We start from the raw sequence: 20,519 nt of genomic DNA, 5'->3' as shown, positions 1-20,519 counted from the left end.
GGATGAGGGCGGTGCCGATGCCGGCGAGGCCGGTCATGAACAGCCAGTCGACCCAGGGCTGGCCGGCGAGGGTGTTGAACAGGCCGCCGAAGGTGTGGTCGGCGGTGCCCTTGAGGAAGCCGGTGGTCGGGCTGCCGCCGTTGATCCAGGCCTTGGCGGTGGGGGTGGCGAAGCCCCAGCCGAACAGTTTGTCCAGGAAGGCCCACAGGAACACCCAGCCGATGGCGATGCGGGCGGCGGCCCATGCGTACCGGGCCGGGCCGGTGGTGGCGGCGGGGATGGTCTCGCCGTGTGTGCGGGGGGCGGGGACGGTGGCCGCGGCGGGAGCGGCGTCATGGAGGCGGTGGTTCCTCTGGTTGCGCCCTTGGGTGATGGCCATGACCGGCCCCTTTCAACGTCTTTGCTCTCTTGTGACACCTCAAGGAAACCGCGGGCAGCGGGTGCGCCGCAGGAGCCGTACGGCACGCTCCGGTCGTCTCGAAGTCCCGTGATCGTGGGACTTTCGGTCCAAGCCCGGCAGATGGGGCTTTCGCGGTCGAGCCCTACCGGGCTGCGGCCTCACCAACGCTGACCGGCATCGGCTGTGTGGTCACCCCCACCCCCGGAAACCGTCGCGGGCATCACCCCGGGCACTGGGCCCGGCCGCTGCGCGGGCGGGCGGAGACGCGGGATAGCCGTGATGACGTGCGGAAAACGGCGCTAGACCACGTCGAACTCGTTCCCCTCGGGATCCACCATCGCCACCGCATAGTGATCAACCCCAGGTTGCGACAGCACCCGCACAACGGACGCCCCCGCCTGGACAAGCCGCTCCACTTCGGCATCCACCCGCGCTTTCCGGGTCTCCAGCGGTACGTCCTCCCGCTTGCCGCCGACCTTCACATCCAGGTGGAACCGGTTCTTGACCGCCTTGCCCTCAGGCACCTGCTGAAACCAGATCCTCGGCCCGTGCCCCTCGGGATCGACGATGCTGTCGCTGCCGTCCCCCTCGCCCAGCTCGTCCTCGGGCACTCCGACACTGCGCCAGTAATTCCGCCACGTGTCGAATCCGCCCGGCGGCGGCTCCACCGTGTACCGCAGCGCGCCCGCCCAGAACCGGGCCATCCGTTCGGGTGCCGCACAGTCAATGACCAGCTGATAAGAAACCATGGCAGCCATACTGCCTCCCCCGACCGACAATTGTCGGCGCACGGTCCGGACGGGAGGGGCCGCCACCATCCATGTGCCCGAAGATCGTCGACGAGTGGGCGCCCCTTCCCCTGCGGGCTGTCCATCTACCTGCCACGTGAGCGACTTCGAGCCTCCAGCAGGCCCGCCGGCAGGCGTCGGGAGTCGATGGAGGAAAGTGTCACCCGCGGCCGGCGCGGCACGTGTTCCGCGCACGACGGCAGAGGACAGGCAGTGCGCTTGTCGCGTCCACGACCACGCGGTCACCCAGCGGCTTGTCGAGCCTTATGACGCCCTTGCCGAACCCGCCGACGCCCGCGCACGGGCCGGGGGCCTCGTAGGGGAGGTCGATCCCCAGGACCACCACGTCCGGCTCCTCCCGCACTCGTACGCTGACGGGAAGCGGTTCACTGGTGCACCGGCCATAGTCGTAACTCACCAGCAGCGTGCGTTCGTCGAGGACCTCGAAGTCTGTGATCTGCTCGTCGGCCAACGAGTAGTCGCCGACAGCGTCGTCGATCGTGCCGACCACCTTCTGATCGACCGCGACATGGTCTATCGGGCCGGGAAGGTTCGAGAAGTACAGCCGCCAGGCGGGCAGGGTCGCCATACCGCGTGAGGTCCTCAGCCGCATCGTCGTGAAGGTGGCGCCGGTCAGCTTGTACTCCTCGTCATCGGGGAAGGTGTACTCCTCCGGCCAGGCGGACAACGCCATCAGCGCCTCGCGCGGTCCGATCACGGGGACCCGCATCGTGGACCCGTCGTCCCACCGGATCCGCCCCTCAGCCGGCGGAGCGGGGAGCGGGCCGGCCACGACCCAGCCGTACTCATGGTTGATCCGCTCGCGCGTCTTGCGCGACATCGTGCTTAGGTCCTCGAACGGGACGAAACCCGTACGCCAGATCTTCGCGGCGCCGCTCGTCCGCCAGGTCGAGACGGCCCATGTGGCGTCCTCCCCGAACGTGGGCCGTCCCCTCAGACCAGCGCTACCGCTGAGAAGCAGCACCACCGCCAGAAGCGCTCCGGCCAACCGCACCATGCAGTGATCTTGCCAGAACCGTCGCCACACGATCGGCGACGGAACAGCCGTCAGCTGAGCCCAGCCCGATAGAGGGGCACCCCACCATCCGCGTACGGGACGCGGGTGCGCGTACGTCAAGGACTACCTGAGGAGCGGGCGGGCTCATCTCCCTGGCGAGTCGCCGGTGCCGATGACGGCCCGGCTACTGCGGAGGAACGAGGCGGCGACGGTCGCCGGCTGGTCGAGGTATCCGGCGACCATGGCGCCATCGCGGATCAGCATCAGGTCGTCGGCGACGTCTCCGGAATTCGTGAGACCGAGCGGGGCGACGAGCTGTTCGAACGTCGTCTTGTTCCAGCGGCGATGCGCGTCGACGGCCTTGCGGATCGGGCTGTCCGGGTCAGGGTATTCGGCGGCGGCGTTGATGAAGGGACAGCCGCGGAAGCCGGGCGCGCAGGCGATGATCCCGATCGCCTCGGAGATCACCCGCAGGGTGGCGTCGACATCGCCGTCGCCCTGCTTGATCGCCTCGCCGATGCCGTCCCGATCGAGTGCGGCGCGGCGTTCGAGGTAGGCGACGACGAGGTCGTCCTTGCTCTTGAAGTGTCGGTAGAACGTCACCTTCGTCGTGCCGGCGAGGTCGATGACCTTGTCGACGCTCACCGCGCGGAGCCCGTGCGCGTAGAACAGCTCGGTCGCCGCCTCGAGGAGGCGCTCACGCATGGGGCTGTTCATGCTCGAGATCATACGCGTCCCTCCTCTTCGCCCCTTGCGCCGGACCTCAGCGCCGAGCTACTGTCAGCGCGGTAGAGTTACTAGTCATTCTACCTAATCCTCCTATCGAAAAGAGATAGAGAATGACCACCGCCACTGATGTGAAAGCCGGCGGCACTGCCGCCGCGTTGCGCAACCTCTACCTGGTGCGATTCGGATTCGCCCTCATCTGGGCGGTCCTGCTGTTCCTGACCGGACCAGGTTCTGACCCAGTGAGTGTGGCACTGCTCGTGATCTACCCGCTGTTCGACGTCGCCGCGGCCGTCGTCGATCTGCGCTCCTCGAAAACCGCGCGCCCCGCCGCGGCCCTCTACGTCAACCTGGCCCTCAGCCTGCTCGCCGCCATCGGCCTTGCCGCCACGGCCGCCTCGGGCGTGCCCGCGGTGCTGCGCGTCTGGGGCGCTTGGGCGATCACCGCCGGAATCGTGCAGCTCATCGTGGCCGTCAGCCGCCGCAGGCTCGGCGGTCAATGGGCGATGATCCTCAGCGGGGCGATCTCCGCGATCGCCGGGACGGGGTTCATCCTCCAGGCCGGTACGCCGACCGCATCGCTGACGAGCCTCGCCGGGTACGCGACCGTCGGCGGCGTCTTCTTCCTCATCTCCGCCCTGCGTCTGCACCGCACCGCGAAGAGCACCTGAACCCCGTCCGCTGCCGGAACCGTCAGCCGCCGACCACGGTGCCCCCTGAGCAGGCGCTGCGCATCGGCGGGTGAGCCAGACCTGGGAGCGGCGTCGCGGCGGTCACCGGCGTCCGTGAGTGGAGCAGGACACGGCCACATGGGCGACCACCGGCTCACCGCGAACGGCCCGATACGCCTCACGGGCGGTGGCGCGGATGCGTTCCGGACATGTGGAGGCGGTGAGGCGGACGGACACGTAGACGTGCGCCATGCCGTCCACCTCCGCCAGGCGGACGTCGTCAACCACGTCGGTGAACGCCTCGTGCAGGGCCTCTCGCACCGCGAGCCGCGCGAGCGGACCCGTGGCCTGTTCGCGGTGCTCTTCGTCCTCCTGGGGCCGGGGGATCGGACGGGGTTGCCCGCTCAGGATCGTCATGACCCAACCGTCCCGCCGGCCGCCCCCGCGCGTGGAGGGCCGAAGGTCCCCGGATCTCCCGACGGTCGTCGGCTTCGGAGAGGCGGCACGAGTCAGACGCCGGTGACGCCGTGGGCGCGGCGGATTGGGCGTGCACGCGCTCCAGCAGAGCCCGGCCCGGCGGGGACCGAAGTCCATTCCCGGCGCATGCGACGGCACGTCCGATTCGGGGGATACCGGCGATTCGGGGGATACGGGATGGTCTTCTGGGTATCGGCTGAAGGACCAAAGTCCCTGACGTCCCCGCCGGTCTCAACGGAAGGGTGAGGCGGAAAGATCCTCTTCCCCCGGAGGAACGGAATGACAGTCGGCACGGCAGCCGTCCACGAGACGCGAAAGGGCGGCCGTACGACCGCGCTGATTCTGGCCACGGCGGGGTTCGCGGTGAACTTCTGGGCGTGGGCGCTGCTCAGCCCGCTCAGCTCGACCTATAAGGAGATGCTCCGGCTGACGCCGTTCGAGGCGTCGGTCCTGGTCGCGATCCCGGTCATCGTCGGGCCGCTCGGCCGGATCGTGCTCGGTGCGCTGACCGACCGGTACGGCGGGCGGCTGATGTTCGCGGTGGCGAGCATGCTCGGCGTGGTCCCGGTGGTCTTCCTCGCCTTCGCCGGGAGCTATCCGGCGCTGCTGGCCGGGGGGTTCGTCCTGGGCCTCATCTACCAGGCCACCGGTTCGTACGCGATCGGGCTCATGCTGCTGGCGGCCGTCGCGGCGGCTGCGTTCGTCTACTGCTGGTTCGTGCTGCGGTCTCCGAGGATCGCCCGACTGACCCAGGAAGAGGGAATCTGATGTCGAGGATCGACGGGCCGGTCAGCGACGCCCTGCTCGGGCTGGGACGTCACCTGCGCCGCGGCGAGGTGTCGCCGGACCTGCGCACGCTCCACCAGGTCGGCGGGCGGCAGGGCGACGTGTTCTACCGGGACCGGTGGAGCCACGACAAGGTGGTGCGCTCGACGCACGGGGTGAACTGCACCGGGTCGTGCTCGTGGAAGGTGTACGTCAAGGACGGCATCATCACCTGGGAGGCCCAGCAGACCGACTACCCCAGTGTCGGGGACGACCGGCCCGAATACGAGCCGCGCGGCTGCCCGCGCGGCGCGGCCTTCTCCTGGTACACCTACTCGCCGACGCGGGTGCGCTACCCGTACGCCAGGGGCGTGCTGGTGGAGATGTACCGCGAGGCGAAGGCACGGCTGGGCGACCCGGTGGCGGCCTGGGCGGAGATCACGACCGATCCCGTCAAGCGCCGCCGCTACCAGGAGGTCCGGGGCAGGGGCGGCCTCGTCCGCGTCTCCTGGGACGAGGCCGCCGAGATCGTCGCCGCCGCGCACGTGCACACGATCAAGGCGTACGGGCCCGACCGGATCGCGGGTTTCTCTCCGATCCCGGCCATGTCGATGGTCTCCCACGCCGTGGGCGCGCGGTTCGTCTCGCTGCTCGGCGGCACGATGCTGTCGTTCTACGACTGGTACGCCGACCTGCCGGTGGCCTCGCCGCAGGTGTTCGGCGACCAGACCGACGTGCCGGAGTCGGCGGACTGGTGGGACGCCTCCTACCTGATGCTGTGGGGCTCCAACGTCCCGGTCACCCGCACCCCCGACGCCCACTACATGGCCGAGGCCCGCTATCGGGGGCAGAAGGTCGTCGTCATGGCCCCCGACTACAACGACGCGGCCAAGTTCGCGGACGAGTGGCTGTCCCCGCACCCCGGCACGGACGGCGCCCTGGCCATGGCGATGGGCCACGTGATCCTCCGGGAGTTCTTCGTCGAGCGGCAGACCCCCCGCTTCCTCGACTACGTGAAGCGCTACACCGACCTGCCCTTCCTCGTACGGCTGCGCGAGCACGACGGGGCGTACGTGCCGGACAAGTTCCTCACCTCGGCCGACCTGGGCGAGGAGGGCGAGGAAGCCGCCTTCAAGACCGTCCTGCTCGACGCCCGCGACGGCGAACCGGTGGTGCCGGGCGGCTCGCTCGGCTTCCGGTTCTCCGCCGAGGGCGAGGGCCGCTGGAATCTCGACCTCGGCGAGGTGGACCCGGTGCTCACCCTGGCGGACCAGGGGGAGGCGGCCGAGGTGGCGCTGCCCCGGTTCGACGACAGGTTCGATGACAGGTTCGACGACCCGGGCACGGGAGTGATGCGCCGCGGGGTGCCCGCCCGCCGCGTCGGCGGCCACCTGGTGACCACGGTCTTCGACCTGATGCTCGCGCAGTACGGCGTGGCCCGCGACGGGCTGCCGGGGGAGTGGCCGTCCGGCTACGACGACCCGGCGCAGCCGTACACCCCCGCCTGGCAGGAGGCGATCACCTCGGTGCCGGCGGACGCGGCGGCGCGCATCGCGCGGGAGTTCGCCCGCAACGCGGAGGAGTCCGGCGGCCGCTCGATGATCATCCTCGGGGCGGGGACCAACCACTGGTTCCACTCCGACACGATGTACCGGGCGTTCCTCGCGCTGGTCACGCTGACCGGCTGCCAGGGCGTCAACGGCGGAGGCTGGGCGCACTACGTCGGGCAGGAGAAGTGCCGCCCGGTCACCGGCTGGGCGCAGATGGCCTCCGGCCTGGACTGGTCCCGCCCGCCCCGGCAGATGATCGGCACGGCCTATTGGTATCTGCACACCGATCAGTGGCGCTATGACGAGCACACCGCCGACGTGGTGGCCTCGCCGCTCGGCGGCGGCTTCACCGGTCGCACCAGTGCCGACCTGCTCGCCCAGTCCGCGCGCCTGGGCTGGATGCCGTCCTATCCCACCTTCGACCGAAACCCGCTCGACCTGGCCGACGAGGCCGAGCGCGCCGGCCGGGAGACCGGCCCGTACGTGGTGGAGCAGGTGCGCGCGGGCCGTCTCGGCTTCGCCTGCGAGGATCCCGACGCGCCGGAGAACTGGCCGCGGGTGCTCACCGTGTGGCGGGCCAACCTGCTCGGTTCTTCCGCGAAGGGCAACGAGTTCTTCCTGCGGCACCTGCTCGGCGCCTCCGACGCGGTGCGGGCGGAGGAGAACGGCCAGGACCGGCGGCCCGGCGACGTGACCTGGCGGGACGAGGCGCCCCGGGGCAAGCTCGACCTGCTGCTGTCGCTGGACTTCCGGATGACCTCGACCACGTTGTTCTCCGACATCGTGCTCCCCGCGGCCACCTGGTATGAGAAGCACGATCTGTCGTCCACCGACATGCACCCGTTCGTGCACGCGTTCACCCCGGCCATCGACCCGCCGTGGCAGACGCGCACCGACTTCGCCGCCTTCCACGCCATCGCCCGGGCGTTCAGCGCGCTGGCCCGCGACCATCTCGGCGTACGCCGGGACGTGGTCGCCGTGCCGCTGCTGCACGACACGCCCGACGAGATGGCCAGCCCGCACGGACGGGTGCGCGACTGGCGGCAGACCGGCGAGGAGCCGGTGCCCGGCCGTACGTTCCCCAAGATCGTGGTGGTGGAGCGGGACTACGGCGCGATCGCCGACAAGCTGGCCGCGCTCGGCCCGCTCGCCGAGCGCCTGGGCGCCACGACCAAGGGCGTCACGTTCGACGTCGCGGCGGAGGTCGAACGGCTGGGCAGGGTGAACGGGACCGTGCGCGGGGGAGCGGCCGACGGCCGGCCCTCCCTGGCGACCGACGTCGCGATGTGCGAGACGATCCTCGCGCTGTCCGGCACCACCAACGGCCGGTTGGCGGCCCAGGGGTTCGCGACCCTGGCCCGCCGCACCGGCACCGATCTCGGCGGCCTTGCCGACGAGCATCGGCGGATCACCTTCGCCGACACGCAGTCACGCCCGACACCGGTGATCACCTCGCCGGAGTGGTCGGGCAGCGAGACCGGGGGCCGCCGCTACTCCGCCTTCACCATCAACGTCGAGCACCGCAAGCCCTGGCACACCCTCACCGGCCGCCAGCACTTCTACCTCGACCACGACTGGATGCAGGAGGCCGGCGAGGCGTTGCCCGTGTACCGGCCGCCGCTCAACACCGCCGCCGTCGCCGCGGGGCCGGGCGGCGAGGAGGGTATCGTGGTGCGTTACCTCACCCCGCACTCCAAGTGGTCGATCCATTCGGAGTATCAGGACAACCTGCTGATGCTGACGCTGTCGCGGGGCGGACCGACCATCTGGATGAGCCCGGCCGACGCGGCGCGGGCGGGCATCCGCGACAACGACTGGGTCGAGGCGGTCAACCGCAACGGCGTGGTCGTCGCGCGGGCCGTGGTCTCCCACCGCATGCCCGCCGGGACCGTGTACATGTACCACGCCCAGGAGCGCGTGGTGGACGTGCCGAAGAGCGAGACCTCCGGCCGTCGCGGCGGCATCCACAACAGCCTCACCCGCCTGCTGATCAAACCCACCCACCTGATCGGCGGGTACGCGCAGCTCAGCTTCGCGTTCAACTATCTCGGGCCGACGGGTCACCAGCGCGACGAGGTCACGGTGATCCGCCGCCGCGCCCAGGAGGTGGACTACTGATGACACGCGTGATGGCTCAGCTGGCGATGGTGATGAACCTCGACAAGTGCATCGGCTGTCACACCTGCTCGGTCACCTGCAAGCAGGCGTGGACCAACCGGGCCGGCACCGAGTACGTCTGGTTCAACAACGTCGAGACCCGGCCCGGCCAGGGCTACCCCCGCACCTACGAGGACCAGGACAAGTGGAAGGGCGGCTGGGAGCTCAACCGGCGGGGCCGGCTCCAGCTCAAAGCCGGCGGGCGGCTGAAGAAGCTGCTGACCATCTTCGCCAACCCGCTCATGCCGTCGATCGGCGACTACTACGAGCCCTGGACCTACGACTACGACCGCCTGTTCTCCGCGCCGGTCACCGAGGACACCCCGGTCGCCCGGCCCCGCTCGCTCATCACCGGCGAACCGACGAAGATCAAGTGGAGCGCCAACTGGGACGACGACCTCGCCGGCGCGCCCGAGCTGGCCCCCGCCGACCCCGTGCTGCGCAAGGTGTCCGACCAGGTCAAGCTCGAGTTCGAGCGGGCCTTCATGTTCTATCTGCCGCGGATCTGCGAGCACTGCCTCAACCCGTCGTGCGTGGCCTCCTGCCCCTCCGGCGCCATGTACAAGCGCTCCGAGGACGGCATCGTGCTGGTCGACCAGGACCGCTGCCGGGGCTGGCGGATGTGCGTCACCGGCTGCCCGTACAAGAAGGTGTACTTCAACCACCGCACCGGCAAGGCCGAGAAGTGCACCTTCTGCTATCCGAGGGTCGAGGTCGGCATCCCGACGGTGTGCTCGGAGACCTGCGTCGGCCGGCTGCGCTACATCGGGCTGATCCTCTACGACGCCGACCGCGTCGCCGAGGCCGCGTCCACGCCGGACGAGAAGGCCCTGTACGAGGCGCAGAAGAGCGTCATGCTCGACCCTCGCGACCCTGAAGTGATCGCCGCCGCGCGGGCGTCCGGCATCCCGGAGGACTGGCTGGAGGCGGCCGGGAACTCCCCGATCCACAAGCTGATCTTCGACTACGGCGTGGCGCTGCCGCTGCATCCGGAGTATCGGACCATGCCGATGGTCTGGTACATCCCGCCTCTGTCGCCCGTGGTCGACGTGCTGCGCGAGACCGGTCACGACGGCGAGCGGGCCGGCAACCTGTTCGGCGCCATCGACGCGCTGCGCATCCCGATCGGCTACCTGGCCGAGCTGTTCTCCGCCGGCGACCCCGAGCCCGTACGCGCGGTGCTGCGCCGCCTGGCCGCCATGCGGTCCTACATGCGGGGGATCAACCTCGCGGGGGAGCGCGACGAGTCGATCCCCGCCGCGGTGGGTCTCAAGGGCGACCAGATGGAGGAGATGTACCGGCTGCTGGCCATCGCCCCCTACGGCGAGCGGTACGTCATCCCCAAGGCGCACGCCGAGCAGGGCGCCCGGCTGGAGGAGCTCGCCACCGGGTGCAGCCTCGACTACGAGGGCGGCCCCGGCATGGGCGGCCCGTTCGGTGAGGCGTCGGGCCCGCCCGCGCCGGTCGCCGTGGAGAACTTCCACGCGCTGAAGGAACGGCAGGCCACCGACGACCTGGGCCGGGCGGACGAGCTGCGCGGCCGGGTCAACCTACTCAACTGGGACGGCAAGGGCACCCCGGACGGGCTGTTCCCCAAGCGGAAGGACAAGTCGTGAGCGACCGCGCGGTGCACCTGGCTGCCTCGGTGCTGCTGTCGTATCCGGACGAGCGGCTGGCCGGGGCGCTGCCGCTGCTGCAGGCCACGGTGGCGGAGCTGGAGCCGGGCGAGCCGGCCAGGCGGCTGGCCGCCTTCCTCGACCACGTGGCCGCCACCCCATTGGCGGAGCTGGCCGAGCACTACGTGGCGACGTTCGACCTCAAGCGCCGCTGCTGCCCCTATCTGACCTACTACACCTACGGCGACACCCGGCGGCGCGGGATGGCCCTGCTGCGCTTCAAGCAGGCGTACCAGGCGGCGGGCTTCGAGGTCACCGGGGAGCTGCCCGACCACCTGGGCGTCGTGTGCGAGCTGTCCGGGCGTGGCGCCACCCATGTGGCGCTGCGGCTGCTGCGCGAGCACCGCGCCGGCCTCGAGACGCTGCTGCGTGCCCTGAGCGAGGAGAAGTCGCCGTACGCCGGCGTCGTCGCCGCGGTGCTGGCGACGCTGCCCCCGCCGACCGAGCGGGAGCGCCGTGCCGCCCTGCGGCTGGCCGAAGAGGGACCACCGGCCGAGGAGGTCGGCCTCGAACCCTACGGTCTCGAGCCCTACGGCTTCGAACCCCACAGCCCGGAACCCCACGGCCTCGGCCCGTACGGCGGCGGGGCGCCCGACGCGGTCCCCGCGCCCTTCGGCGGCGGACGGCGGGGAGGTCGACGGTGAACGCCCTCGACGTGACGCTGTGGGTGGTCGCCCCCTATGTGGCGCTGACGGTCTTCGTCCTGGGCCATATCTGGCGCTACCGCTACGACAAGTTCGGCTGGACGACCCGCTCCTCCCAGATGTACGAGTCCAGGCTGCTGCGGATCGGCAGCCCGCTGTTCCACTTCGGCGTCCTGGTCGTGCTCCTCGGCCACATCGGCGGCCTGGTGATCCCCAAGAACTGGACCGAGGCCGCGGGGGTGAGCGAGCACGCCTACCATCTCACCGCGGTCGTGCTCGGCACGGTCGCCGGCGTCTGCACCGTCGCGGGCCTGGCCATCCTGATCTACCGCCGCCGCACGGTCGGCCCGGTCTTCACCGCCACCACCCGCAACGACAAGCTGATGTACGCGCTGCTCGCCCTGACGATCGCGCTCGGGCTGGCGGCGACGGTCGTCGCCAACGTCCTCGGCGGCGGCTACGACTACCGCACCACCATCTCGCCGTGGTTCCGGTCGGTCTTCTACCTTCAGCCCGAGGGGGACCTGATGGCGGCCGCGCCGATCCTGTTCAAGCTGCACGCGCTCAGCGCGATGGTCCTGTTCGCCGTCTGGCCGTGTACCCGGCTGGTGCACATGCTGACCGCCCCGGTCGGATACCTGACCCGCCCGTACATCGTCTACCGCAGCCGGGACGATCACGCCGGGTCGCGCCCGCCCCGCCGCGGCTGGGAGCCCGCGGGCCGCCCCTGACAGCTCAGGAAGATCCCCTCAGGAAAGTCGAGGCGGGCAGGTCGATCGGCACCGGGTAGACGATGGTCGAACGGCCCTCGCCGCCCAGTTCGAGCAGGGTCTGCAGATAGCGCAGCTGGATGGCGGCCGGGTCGGCCGACAGGATCCGCGCGGCGTCGCGCAGGTTCTGCGCGGCCTGGACCTCGCCCTCCGCGTTGATCACTTTGGCGCGGCGTTCGCGTTCGGCCTCGGCCTGCCGGGCGATGGCGCGCTGCATCGCCTCCGGAATCTCGACGTCCTTGATCTCGACCAGGTCGACCTTCACGCCCCAGGGCTCGGTCTGCTCGTCGAGGACCTTCTGCAGGCTCTCACCAAGCCGGTCGCGTTCGGCGAGCAGTGCGTCGAGGTCGTGGCGGCCGAGCACGGAGCGCAGGCTCGTCTGGGCGAGCTGGGAGGTCGCGACCGCGTGGTTCTCCACCTCGTTGACCGATCGGACCGGGTCCACGACCTTGAAGTAGGCGACCGCGTTGACCCGGACGGGGACGTTGTCCCTGGTGATCGCCTCCTGCGGCGGGATGGTGAGGGCGATGGTCCGCAGGTCGACGCGGACCATCCGGTCGGCCAGTGGAACCAGGACCACGAGCCCGGGCCCTCGCAGGGGCAGCAGCCGGCCGAGCCGGAACACGACCGCCCGTTCGTACTCGCGCAGCACCCGCACTCCTGTCAGGGCGCCCGCCAGGAGAAGGGCCGCCACGGCGGTCGCCCAGATCATCACTCCGACCTCCAGACGGTGGTGTACCGGTCGCGATTCGTCGCCTTCTCCTCGGGCTCGGGGAAGGGGCCGGGAAAGCCGGCGGGGGTGGCGCGCAGGTGGCCGGTCAGCCACCATCCCGTCACGGCGGTGGCCGCGAGTGCGGCGGCGGCCAGAGCGAGATCGGGCCAGGCGGGGTGACGCACCGCCTCGATCAACGTCAGCGTGGCGGCCAGGACGACCAGCACGAGGGCGAGCCCGCGATGGAAGCGCCCCGCCTCGGAGTGCGGCCAGGGCCGCAGCGCCCGGACGATCTCGCGCCCGTGGCGTGAGGGAGTGCAGTCGGGCTTGCGGGGGCAGGCGTTGCAGACCGAGGGCCTGGCCCGGTAGAGCCGGTGGTGCCGGTCCTGGCCGACGGGCCAGAGCAACTGGTCTGCCGGGCACACCCAGGCGTCGTGCTCGGGCCGGTAGGTGAAGCCTCCGGTGCGGTGGCGTTCGGATCGCCGGGCGATGTGGCGGGCCAGGCGGTCCAGCCCGGCGGCGGCGACGAGCAGCCCGGCCGCGTAGCCGTACGCCAGGACCGCCTCCGTGGTGAAGGGACCGGTCATGCGGTGTCCACCGGCTCCCGGATGTCCGACAGCCGGGGCGCGGGAGTGAGCCCGGTGGCCGGGTCGGCCGCCGCACGGCGGCCCCGGTGGCGTACGCCGAGCCAGGCGATCCAGCAGAAGGGCAGCACGCCCCCGACGATGAACAGCACGTCGCCGGGCAGCCGCAGCCACTCCAGCAGGGTGTTGGTGCGGCCGGTGAGGTAGCCCAGCGAGCGCGCCTCGAAGTAGCCGGAGGCCACCGACTCGTGGAGTTGCAGGAGCCCGAGCGGCAGCAGGGTGGCGAAGCACATCCAGGCCAGGCCGATGTTGAGGGACCAGAAGGAGACCCTGGCCCACTTCTCCGGCCACCGGTCGGCGGGGATCAGGTAGCGCAGCGCGAACAGGCCCAGGGCGATGGCGAGCATGCCGTAGACGCCCATCATCGAGGCGTGCGCGTGGTTGGCGGTCAGGCCGGTGCCGATCTCGTAGTAGGAGACGATCGGGAGGTTGATCAGGAAGCCGAAGACGCCCGCGCCGAGGAAGTTCCAGAACCCGACGGCGACCAGGAACATCACGGCCCAGCGGTGCGGGAACGGGGTGCGCGACTCCATGTGCTGGCGTGCCCCCAGCTGCACGAACGCCCACGCCTCCACGGTCAGGAAGGTCAGCGGCACGACCTCCATCGCGGAGAAGAACGCGCCCAGCGCGAGATGCTCCACGGGCGTGCCGCTGAAGTACAGATGGTGCATGGTGCCGATCACGCCGCCGGCCGAGTACAGAATGATGTCCAGATAGATCACCACGAGGGCGACCCGTTCCCGCACGACGCCGAGCTGGACGAACATGTAGGCGACCATGGCGGTGGTGAACAGTTCGAGGAAGTCCTCCACCCACAGGTGCACCACCCAGAACCGCCAGAAGTCGGTGACGGTGAAGGTGTCGCCCGGGCGGGCCAGCAGTCCGATCGCGTAGACACCGGGGATCGCCAGGCCCGACAGGAAGAACATCCAGGGCAGGTTGCCTCGGCTGTCCCTCGCGAGGGTCGTCCGGAGCACGCGCCACATCATCACCGCCCACAGCGCCATGCCGGCGGCCAGCAGGATCTGCCAGACGCGGGGGAGGTCGAGCCATTCGAACTGCTGGCTGCCCCAGAAGTTGCCCGGCCGGACGAACCCGTGGATGCTCAGCCCCTCCGCGACGAGGGAGCCGAACGCCACGACGGCCAGGGCCGCCAGGAGCGTCCAGGCGAGCCTCCCCTGCCCACGCGGCTCGGTTCCGGCCATGAGCGGAGCCAGGAAGATGCCGGCCGCGAGGAAGGCGGCCACCACCCAGAACAGCGACAGTTGCAGGTGCCAGGTGCGGGCCAGGTTGAAGGGCAGCAACTCGGCCAGGTTGAGGCCGAAGAAGCTCGTGAGATCGGCCCGATAGTGCTCCGTCGCACCGCCCAGCAGCACCTGGGCGAGGAAGAGCAGCGCGACGACGAGGAAGAAGAACGCGGTGACCCGTTGCGCGGGCGTGAGCGCCACCTGATCGGGGGAGCGGAAGTCGATGGCCTCCGCCTGACGGCCTCGCCAGCCCAGATGGCCGCCCCAGCGGCCGACCGCTCCGAACAGCGCCCCGATGCCGACCAGCAGGGCGACCAGCGACACCACGCTCCACAGCACGGTGTCGGCGGTGGGCGCGTTGCCCACCAGCGGCTCGGCGGGCCAGTTGTTGGTGTAGGAGTAGACCGCGCCGGGGCGTTCGGCCGAGGCGATCCAGGCCGTCCAGGACAGGAACGCGGTCAGCTGACGGACCTGCCGCGGGTCGGTGATCGCGTGCGGGCGCAGCCCCTTGTCGGTGCGGGGGTCGGCGAAGTAGTCGCGATAGTGCCCGACGAGAGCGGTGAAGGCGTCCGCCTGTGCCCGCGTGTAGGTCAGCACCCCCGAACGGGGATCGTAGCGATTGGCGCGGAACTCCCGCCTGACCTGCTCACCTGCCCGGTCGCCGCCGCCGCGGGCCCGGAGGGCGGCGGTGGCGGCGCGGCGCAGGTAGTCGGCCGTGTAGTCCGGCCCGAGGTAGCCCCCGTGCCCGAGCACCGACCCGTACTGCATCAGCCCGTTGGCCAGGAAGACCTTCTGACCGTCGGCGACGTCGCGGCCGGTGTACAACTCCTGGCCTGACTCGCTCACCACGAGCCGCGGCACGGGCGCCCCCGCGGTGTACGTGCGGAAGGCGAGCACCCCCATGACGAAGAACCCGAACACCGCCACCAGCGCCGCCGCCTGGATCCAGTGCCTCGAGACCAGAACTTCTCTGCGCGTCCCCGCCCCTGGCACCATCGATCACCGATCTCGATCAGGAAGGGGAGAGTGCTCCTACTCCTATCGGGCGCCGGCCGTACCGGTCGAGAAGACACGCCCTCTGTGCCGGACTCCTGCGCTGCGAGCCGGGCGAGCAGCGCGGAGTCGACGATCATGGGAGACTTCCGGGACGCCCCCGTGTCCGCGGAGAACGTGGGGAGGCCACGACCCGCTCGCCGGCCACGGCGTCTCACTGTCCTAAGGCGTCGCCGTCCGGCGGTTCCAGCGGTGAGCGTCCCATCCGCGCCACCCCCAGCGCGCGGTCGCGCCACGCGAGCAGGCCCACACGTCCGGCACGCTCCGCCAGGTCCGCGGCGTGCCGCCGGGCGGCCGCGCGGTCGTTCCTGGTCCAGGCGAGCATCGCAAGGAACCAGTCGACGGGCCCGAGGAAGGCGAACGCGGCGCCCACCGATATCCGGCCGCAGTGGGGGAGGAGGGCGTCGTAGGTGACCCCGCAGGCCACGACGTCACCCATCGCCGCCTGTGCCGCCCCCTGAAGACACGTCGCGGTGAGCCATGACGAATCGGCGGGCGGAGACAGCCAGCCGTCGCCGGCGGTCTTCCTCGCCTCCTCGGCCCGGCCCCGCGCCGACAGGTGGGGGACTCTCAGGCTCTGCTCCACGGCCCGGTGCAGGCCGGTGACAGAGCCGATCAGCGGCCCCGCCTCGGCGATCGTCCCCCGATGGTAGGCGAGGACGACGCGGCCGAGTGTCACGGCGGCGCCCGCGTCGCACATGCCGATCCGGTCGGCCTGCCGTTCTGCCTCCCGATACAAGCGCTGGGCGCCGCCGAACCTGCCGGCCAGGACGAGCCGCCCCGCCTGCCACAGGGTGTGATGGAATCGCGGTCCCGGCAACGGCAGCCGTTCGAGGAGCGCGTCGCAGCGCGCCGCCGCCCGGTCCGCTCCCGCCACGTCGTATTCCCGCAGCCGGTGGTGCGTGAGCATCATCTGGGCCAGCAACTCGAAGTCAGGCGCCGACGTTCGCCGTGCCAGCCCGTTCAGCTCCTCGGCCGTCGCCTGCCGCTGCTTCCCGTCCTCGCCGGGAATCGAGGCGTAGCGCGTGTTGAGCGCCTGCATCAGCAGCAGCGGTTCGTCCATCCTGCGCGCCATCGCCACGGCCTCGGCCGCGTAGAGGCGGCTGCGGGTGTCCCGGTTCCTGTACAGCTCCTGGGCCAGCCCCGCGAGCAGCCTCGCCCGTACGGGGCCGTCGGCGTCGGGCACCGTCCGCAGGGCCATCTCGAAGCGATGCTCCAGCCGGACGTCCCATTCGTCCCACGTCCGGCATGCCGTCCACATCGAGGGCGCGTCGAGCGCCGTCAGGACCCGCACGGCCAGTTCGGCGCCGTCCCGGCCGCCGATGCGGTCGGCGACCCTCAGGGCCTGCGCCCACACCTGCCGGGCGCGCGCCGGATCTCCCGCCGCGAGCAGGGCCCGCCGCTGGCATAACAGGAGTTCCACATGGTCGGCGGGATCTCCGGCGGAGGAGCCGTGCGCCGCCACCGCATGCGACCACCAGATGGCGGCATTCTCATAGTCGAAGCGGAGGGCCGCCTGCTCAGCCGTCGCCCTGCACCAGCGGACCGCCTCCCCGTAGGCCGCCGGGCCGGCCTCGATCGCGTGGTGGGCGACGACCGGCAGATCGACACCCGGGCGGGCGGCGAGGGCCGTCATCACCTCTCGATGGACGGTGGCCTTGCGCAGGGGCGGAATCCGCTGAAGGAGGGTCTCCCTCACCAGGTCGTTGGCGAAGGCCAGGCGCTTGCCGGCCGGGACGACCAGCCCCGCCCTGACGGCCCGGTCCAGCACGTGGTAGGCCGGCGCGCGGAGGACCTCGGCGACGACCTCGGGGTCGAACTCGCGGCCGACGACCGCGGCGATCCGTAGCACGTCGTCCACCATCGGGCCGGCCGTGGCCAGCCGCTGGCCGATGAGATCGGCGACCGCGCCGGGCAGCGTGTCCAGAGGGCGCCCTCGCGAGAGCAGCCGGAGGATCTCGCGTACGAAGAACGGGTTGCCGCCGGTGCGCTCGGTCAGCCGGCGGGCGCTGGACGCGTCGAGTTCGGTCTTCATGGCCGCCGCGACCGCCTGTACGGCGTCGGCGCTGAGGCCGGTCAGGTGGAGGCGCAGCAGACCGTGGCGGGCGAGCCGGCGCAAGAGGTCCTCAACGGCGGGGCAGCCCACGTCGTCGCGGAACGCCATGACCAGCGTGAGCTGGAGCTGCTCCTTCCGGTCCTTGGTGAGGGAGATCACGTCGCCCAGCAACCGGAGCGTCGCAGCATCCGCCCAGTGCAGGTCGTCGAAGACGACAAGGGTCGGCCGGACCCGGGCGGCGGAGACGAGCCAGTCGGCGATGGCCCGGCGCCGCTGGAGATTCGCTCCGCCCGGCAGCCCGGCCGGGGGCTCGCCGCTCAGCAGGCCGGCCAACGCGGCCCGGTCGCCGGGCGGATGGACCCCCGCCAGCGTCCTCAGAGCCGGGATCCAGGGCCAGAGCGGCACGGCGCCGTCGACCTCTTGACAGTCGCCCCAGAGGACCACGAGGTCGTCCGTCCGGGTGCACCGTTGCAGAAAGGACCGCAGCAGCCACGTCTTGCCTATCCCCGGTTCGCCGCTGACCGCGATGGTGTTGACCCCGCCGCGATGGAGCACCGTCTCCATCTCCTCGAGTTGCTCGTCCCGGCCCTGCCTCGACGGCGCGTGGTCGCTCCCGGATGCGGCAGGCACAGGTGGGGCAGGCACAGGTGGGGCAGGTACGGGGACGGGCCGCGACGGGGGCAGGAGACACGGGTCCTGCCGGAGGATGCCGTCTTCCAGAGCCTGCAGTTCGGGGCCCGGATCCACGCCGAGCTGTTCCCTGACGATCTCGCGCGCCCGGCGTAGCGCCGCCAGGGCGTCCGCCTGCCGCCCGCTGCGGTAGAGGGCCAGCGCCAACAGGCACCACAGCCGCTCGCGCAGCGGGTGCTCGGCCGACTCATGCTCCAGGTCGTGGATCGCCGCCTGCGGGCGGCCGAGCTCCAGCAGAGCTGCGGCGTGGCGCTCCACCGCCACCTGGCGTAGCTCGGACAACCGGTTGACCTCGGGTAACGCCCACAGCTCCCCGGCGAACTCGCTGTACGGCGTCCCGCGCCACAGCGCCAGCGCCTCCTTCGTCATGGCCAGCACCCGCTCGGCGGGCAGGTGTTCCGAGCCGGTGACGAGCCTGGCGAACTTCAGCGCGTCGACGTCGGAGGCGACGAGGAGGTAGCCGGGCGGGCGGGCGACGAGCAGACGGGACGGAGTGCGCGGAACGCGTCCCGGTTCGAGGGCCCGGCGCAGGTTGGAGACGTGCACGTGGAGCGAGGGCAGCGCGCCGTCCTGTGCCGCGCCCTCGTACAGGTCCTCGATGAGGGTGCCGGTGGGGACGACCCTGCCGGGCGCGACGAGCAGCCGCCCCAGAACCGCTCTCTGCTTGCGGCCGCCGAGCCTGACGGGCGTTCCCCCTATGTAGACCTCGAGCGAGCCCAGAACGCGGAATGCGACCTTCGTGCCGTGTCGCTCGTGAAGCAACTTCTCGATCCCCCTGTCCGAGCGCCCTGCTTCGCCGTTCCGCACCGGTGCCTGCTGGCGAGGTGAGGTTGGCGGCTACTTCCGCATGATTACGGAGAACATCACCCCGGCTCGTCACTCGTGAGACGGATGCCCAATCCACCGGAAGCGGGACCCCGATTTTCGATATGACGACCACATGGTGCGGCGAATGAAAGAGTCCGCGCTGGTCGGGAGGGATAGGAGCGCCGTGCGGCCGACGGGGCGCTTCGGCTGCTTTCCGGCTGCTTAAGAGAAATCGAAAGTGCTGGTTTCCTTCGGCGAAAAGTACGTCGTAAGTGGCAAATGTGACGATTCTCCCGGCACGAACTCGCCGTACCGCCACGGTTCATCAGCGGTCGGCGGTGTCGTGTCGAAGCGCCGGCACGGCCGGTGCGTCCGCCTGACCGTCTCGTGAGACCCACGCCGACGGGCCCGCACGGACGGCCGCGTGCCGCTCCTGCCGGGACGTGTCAACCAGACGTGAGGAAAGTCGATGAAGAGAATCCCCACAATCGCCCTGGCCGCCGCCCTCCTCGGCGGCGTGGCCGCCGCACCCTCCGCGGCGGCCACGCCCCTTCCCTCCCTCCAGTCCGTCGCAGTGCCGTCCGCCGACCAGCGGGCGGCCGCCATGGACGGCTTCAAGCGCCATCTGGCCGAGCAGGTGGCCCGGCGGCTCGACGAGCCGCGGTTCCGGGACGCTCTCATCCACGAGTTGGCCGGTGACGGGGAGGCCGACCTCGCGGCGCTGCTCGCCTCGGCACCGGGCACCGGAGAACTGGCCGAATACGCCCGCAGGGCCAACACCGAGGTGCTGCGGCTCAAGGGCATCCAGGCGCAGGAGTCGCTGCTGCAGATCCGGATCGATCCGGCCATGGCCGGGCGGATCTCGGCAGGCAGTCTGGTGACGGCCACGCCCTCGGCCGACGAGAAGAAGGTGCGAACCCTCGTCGCGTACGACTCGAAGGGGCGCGCGTGGCAACTCGACGCGTTCAAGGCGCCCGAGCGCCCCGTGCTCGTCGTCGGGCTCGACGAGCGCAAGGACGCCGAGCTGGCGCAGCGCGCGATCCGGCAGGCCCTGACCGCGGCCGGCATCGGCGGCACCGACCGCTCGGCGGAGGAGGCCCAGCAGAGCGCGGCCGCCGGAACCCGTCCGGTGTCCACCATCTTCCGCATCACCAACGTGAACGACCACGAGCCGTGGTACAAGGGCGGCCCGGAGATCTACGCCTGGGTCGCGGGTGCGGGCACCGACGGCAAGGCCCGGGTCGACCAGCTGGAGATGCCCTACATCCAGGAGGAGGGCAAGTCCTACGCCCCGGGACAGGTCCTGATCGAATGGTCCAACTTCAGCTGGAGCTCCCTCGACGTGGTGTGGATGGAACACGACGACAACGCCGACCTGTCCGGTCTGGTCCGCGCGGTCGTGGACGGAGCGCTCGTCGTCAGCGGCAACGGCCAGTACGTGCAGGTGGCCGACAAGATCGTGAGTGCCCTGCCGACGGGCTGGGTCACGGACGACGACGACTGGGTCGACTCCTGCTACAACGTCAACGTGGCGGTCTCGATCACGGGCGCCCTGCTGAACTGCGCCGCGGACCCCGACGGGATGCACGTCCGCCTCGGTTACAAGACGCTGTAGTACGACATCCGGCTCAGACGGCCCCGGGCGCTTTCCGCGCCCGGGGCCGCCCC

Annotated in this window: 15 protein-coding genes and 1 pseudogene; 7 read left to right on the top strand and 9 right to left on the bottom strand. The window is 70.9% G+C overall.

Annotation, left to right across the window (positions count from 1 at the left end; translation table 11 throughout):
• The 4 genes and pseudogenes from HHX35_RS44080 to HHX35_RS36195 all read right to left on the bottom strand — a co-directional run.
• Positions 1-379, bottom strand: a pseudogene (locus HHX35_RS44080) (hypothetical protein); the annotation flags it as partial.
• A 320-nt stretch (positions 380-699) separates the two neighbouring features.
• Positions 700-1,158 (bottom strand): VOC family protein, encoded by a 459-nt coding sequence (locus HHX35_RS36205; RefSeq protein ID WP_205826240.1) that lies wholly within the window; start codon positions 1,156-1,158, stop codon positions 700-702.
• Between the two features lie 190 nt (positions 1,159-1,348).
• A complete protein-coding gene (locus HHX35_RS36200) occupies positions 1,349-2,206 on the bottom strand; it encodes a hypothetical protein (RefSeq protein ID WP_182903123.1) in 858 nt (285 codons plus the stop codon).
• A 144-nt stretch (positions 2,207-2,350) separates the two neighbouring features.
• A complete protein-coding gene (locus tag HHX35_RS36195; RefSeq protein WP_259405700.1) occupies positions 2,351-2,923 on the bottom strand; it encodes a TetR/AcrR family transcriptional regulator in 573 nt (190 codons plus the stop codon).
• A gap of 122 nt (positions 2,924-3,045) precedes the next feature.
• On the opposite strand from HHX35_RS36195, the gene HHX35_RS36190 reads away from it, so the two are divergent.
• On the top strand, positions 3,046-3,603 hold the full coding sequence (locus tag HHX35_RS36190; RefSeq protein WP_182903121.1) for a hypothetical protein: 558 nt from the start codon (positions 3,046-3,048) through the stop codon (positions 3,601-3,603).
• A gap of 102 nt (positions 3,604-3,705) precedes the next feature.
• Here HHX35_RS36190 and HHX35_RS36185 read toward each other — a convergent pair whose 3' ends face one another.
• Positions 3,706-4,020: a hypothetical protein gene (locus HHX35_RS36185; RefSeq protein ID WP_182903120.1), complete on the bottom strand. Its 315-nt coding sequence runs from the start codon at positions 4,018-4,020 to the stop codon at positions 3,706-3,708.
• Between the two features lie 339 nt (positions 4,021-4,359).
• Here HHX35_RS36185 and HHX35_RS36180 point away from each other — a divergent pair, with 339 nt between their 5' ends.
• From HHX35_RS36180 to narI, 5 genes are read left to right on the top strand one after another with little or no spacing between them, the layout of a single operon-like run.
• Positions 4,360-4,848 (top strand): MFS transporter, encoded by a 489-nt coding sequence (locus HHX35_RS36180; protein WP_182903119.1) that lies wholly within the window; start codon positions 4,360-4,362, stop codon positions 4,846-4,848.
• The gene (locus HHX35_RS36175) at positions 4,848-8,513 is read left to right on the top strand and encodes a nitrate reductase subunit alpha (protein ID WP_182903118.1); all 3,666 of its coding nucleotides are present in this window, start codon (positions 4,848-4,850) and stop codon (positions 8,511-8,513) included. The genes HHX35_RS36180 and HHX35_RS36175 overlap by 1 nt, the downstream gene beginning before the upstream one ends.
• The gene (gene narH / locus HHX35_RS36170; RefSeq protein ID WP_182903117.1) at positions 8,513-10,168 is read left to right on the top strand and encodes a nitrate reductase subunit beta; all 1,656 of its coding nucleotides are present in this window, start codon (positions 8,513-8,515) and stop codon (positions 10,166-10,168) included. The genes HHX35_RS36175 and narH overlap by 1 nt, the downstream gene beginning before the upstream one ends.
• The gene (gene narJ, locus HHX35_RS36165; RefSeq protein ID WP_182903116.1) at positions 10,165-10,872 is read left to right on the top strand and encodes a nitrate reductase molybdenum cofactor assembly chaperone; all 708 of its coding nucleotides are present in this window, start codon (positions 10,165-10,167) and stop codon (positions 10,870-10,872) included. Before narH ends, narJ begins: the two co-directional genes overlap by 4 nt.
• Complete coding sequence (gene narI / locus HHX35_RS36160; protein WP_182903115.1) at positions 10,869-11,603, top strand: respiratory nitrate reductase subunit gamma; 735 nt, start codon at positions 10,869-10,871, stop codon at positions 11,601-11,603. The genes narJ and narI overlap by 4 nt, the downstream gene beginning before the upstream one ends.
• A gap of 4 nt (positions 11,604-11,607) precedes the next feature.
• Here narI and HHX35_RS36155 read toward each other — a convergent pair whose 3' ends face one another.
• From HHX35_RS36155 to HHX35_RS36140, 4 genes are all read right to left on the bottom strand, one after another.
• The gene (locus tag HHX35_RS36155; RefSeq protein ID WP_182903114.1) at positions 11,608-12,354 is read right to left on the bottom strand and encodes a slipin family protein; all 747 of its coding nucleotides are present in this window, start codon (positions 12,352-12,354) and stop codon (positions 11,608-11,610) included.
• On the bottom strand, positions 12,354-12,941 hold the full coding sequence (locus tag HHX35_RS36150) for a hypothetical protein (RefSeq protein ID WP_182903113.1): 588 nt from the start codon (positions 12,939-12,941) through the stop codon (positions 12,354-12,356). Before HHX35_RS36150 ends, HHX35_RS36155 begins: the two co-directional genes overlap by 1 nt.
• A complete protein-coding gene (locus tag HHX35_RS36145) occupies positions 12,938-15,241 on the bottom strand; it encodes a nitric-oxide reductase large subunit (protein WP_182903112.1) in 2,304 nt (767 codons plus the stop codon). Before HHX35_RS36145 ends, HHX35_RS36150 begins: the two co-directional genes overlap by 4 nt.
• Positions 15,242-15,452: 211 nt before the next feature.
• Entirely contained in the window at positions 15,453-18,806 is a 3,354-nt protein-coding gene (locus HHX35_RS36140; protein ID WP_182903111.1) for a BTAD domain-containing putative transcriptional regulator, read from the bottom strand.
• 514 nt (positions 18,807-19,320) lie between these two features.
• Between HHX35_RS36140 and HHX35_RS36135 the strand changes: the two genes are divergently transcribed.
• Positions 19,321-20,466: a DUF3103 family protein gene (locus HHX35_RS36135; protein ID WP_182903110.1), complete on the top strand. Its 1,146-nt coding sequence runs from the start codon at positions 19,321-19,323 to the stop codon at positions 20,464-20,466.
• The last annotated feature ends 53 nt before the right edge of the window (positions 20,467-20,519 follow it).

It is taken from the genome of Microbispora sp. H10830 (genome assembly GCF_014161375.1).
GTDB classification, from domain to species: domain Bacteria; phylum Actinomycetota; class Actinomycetes; order Streptosporangiales; family Streptosporangiaceae; genus Microbispora; species Microbispora catharanthi.
This window is presented reverse-complemented; position numbering and strand designations above follow the sequence as displayed.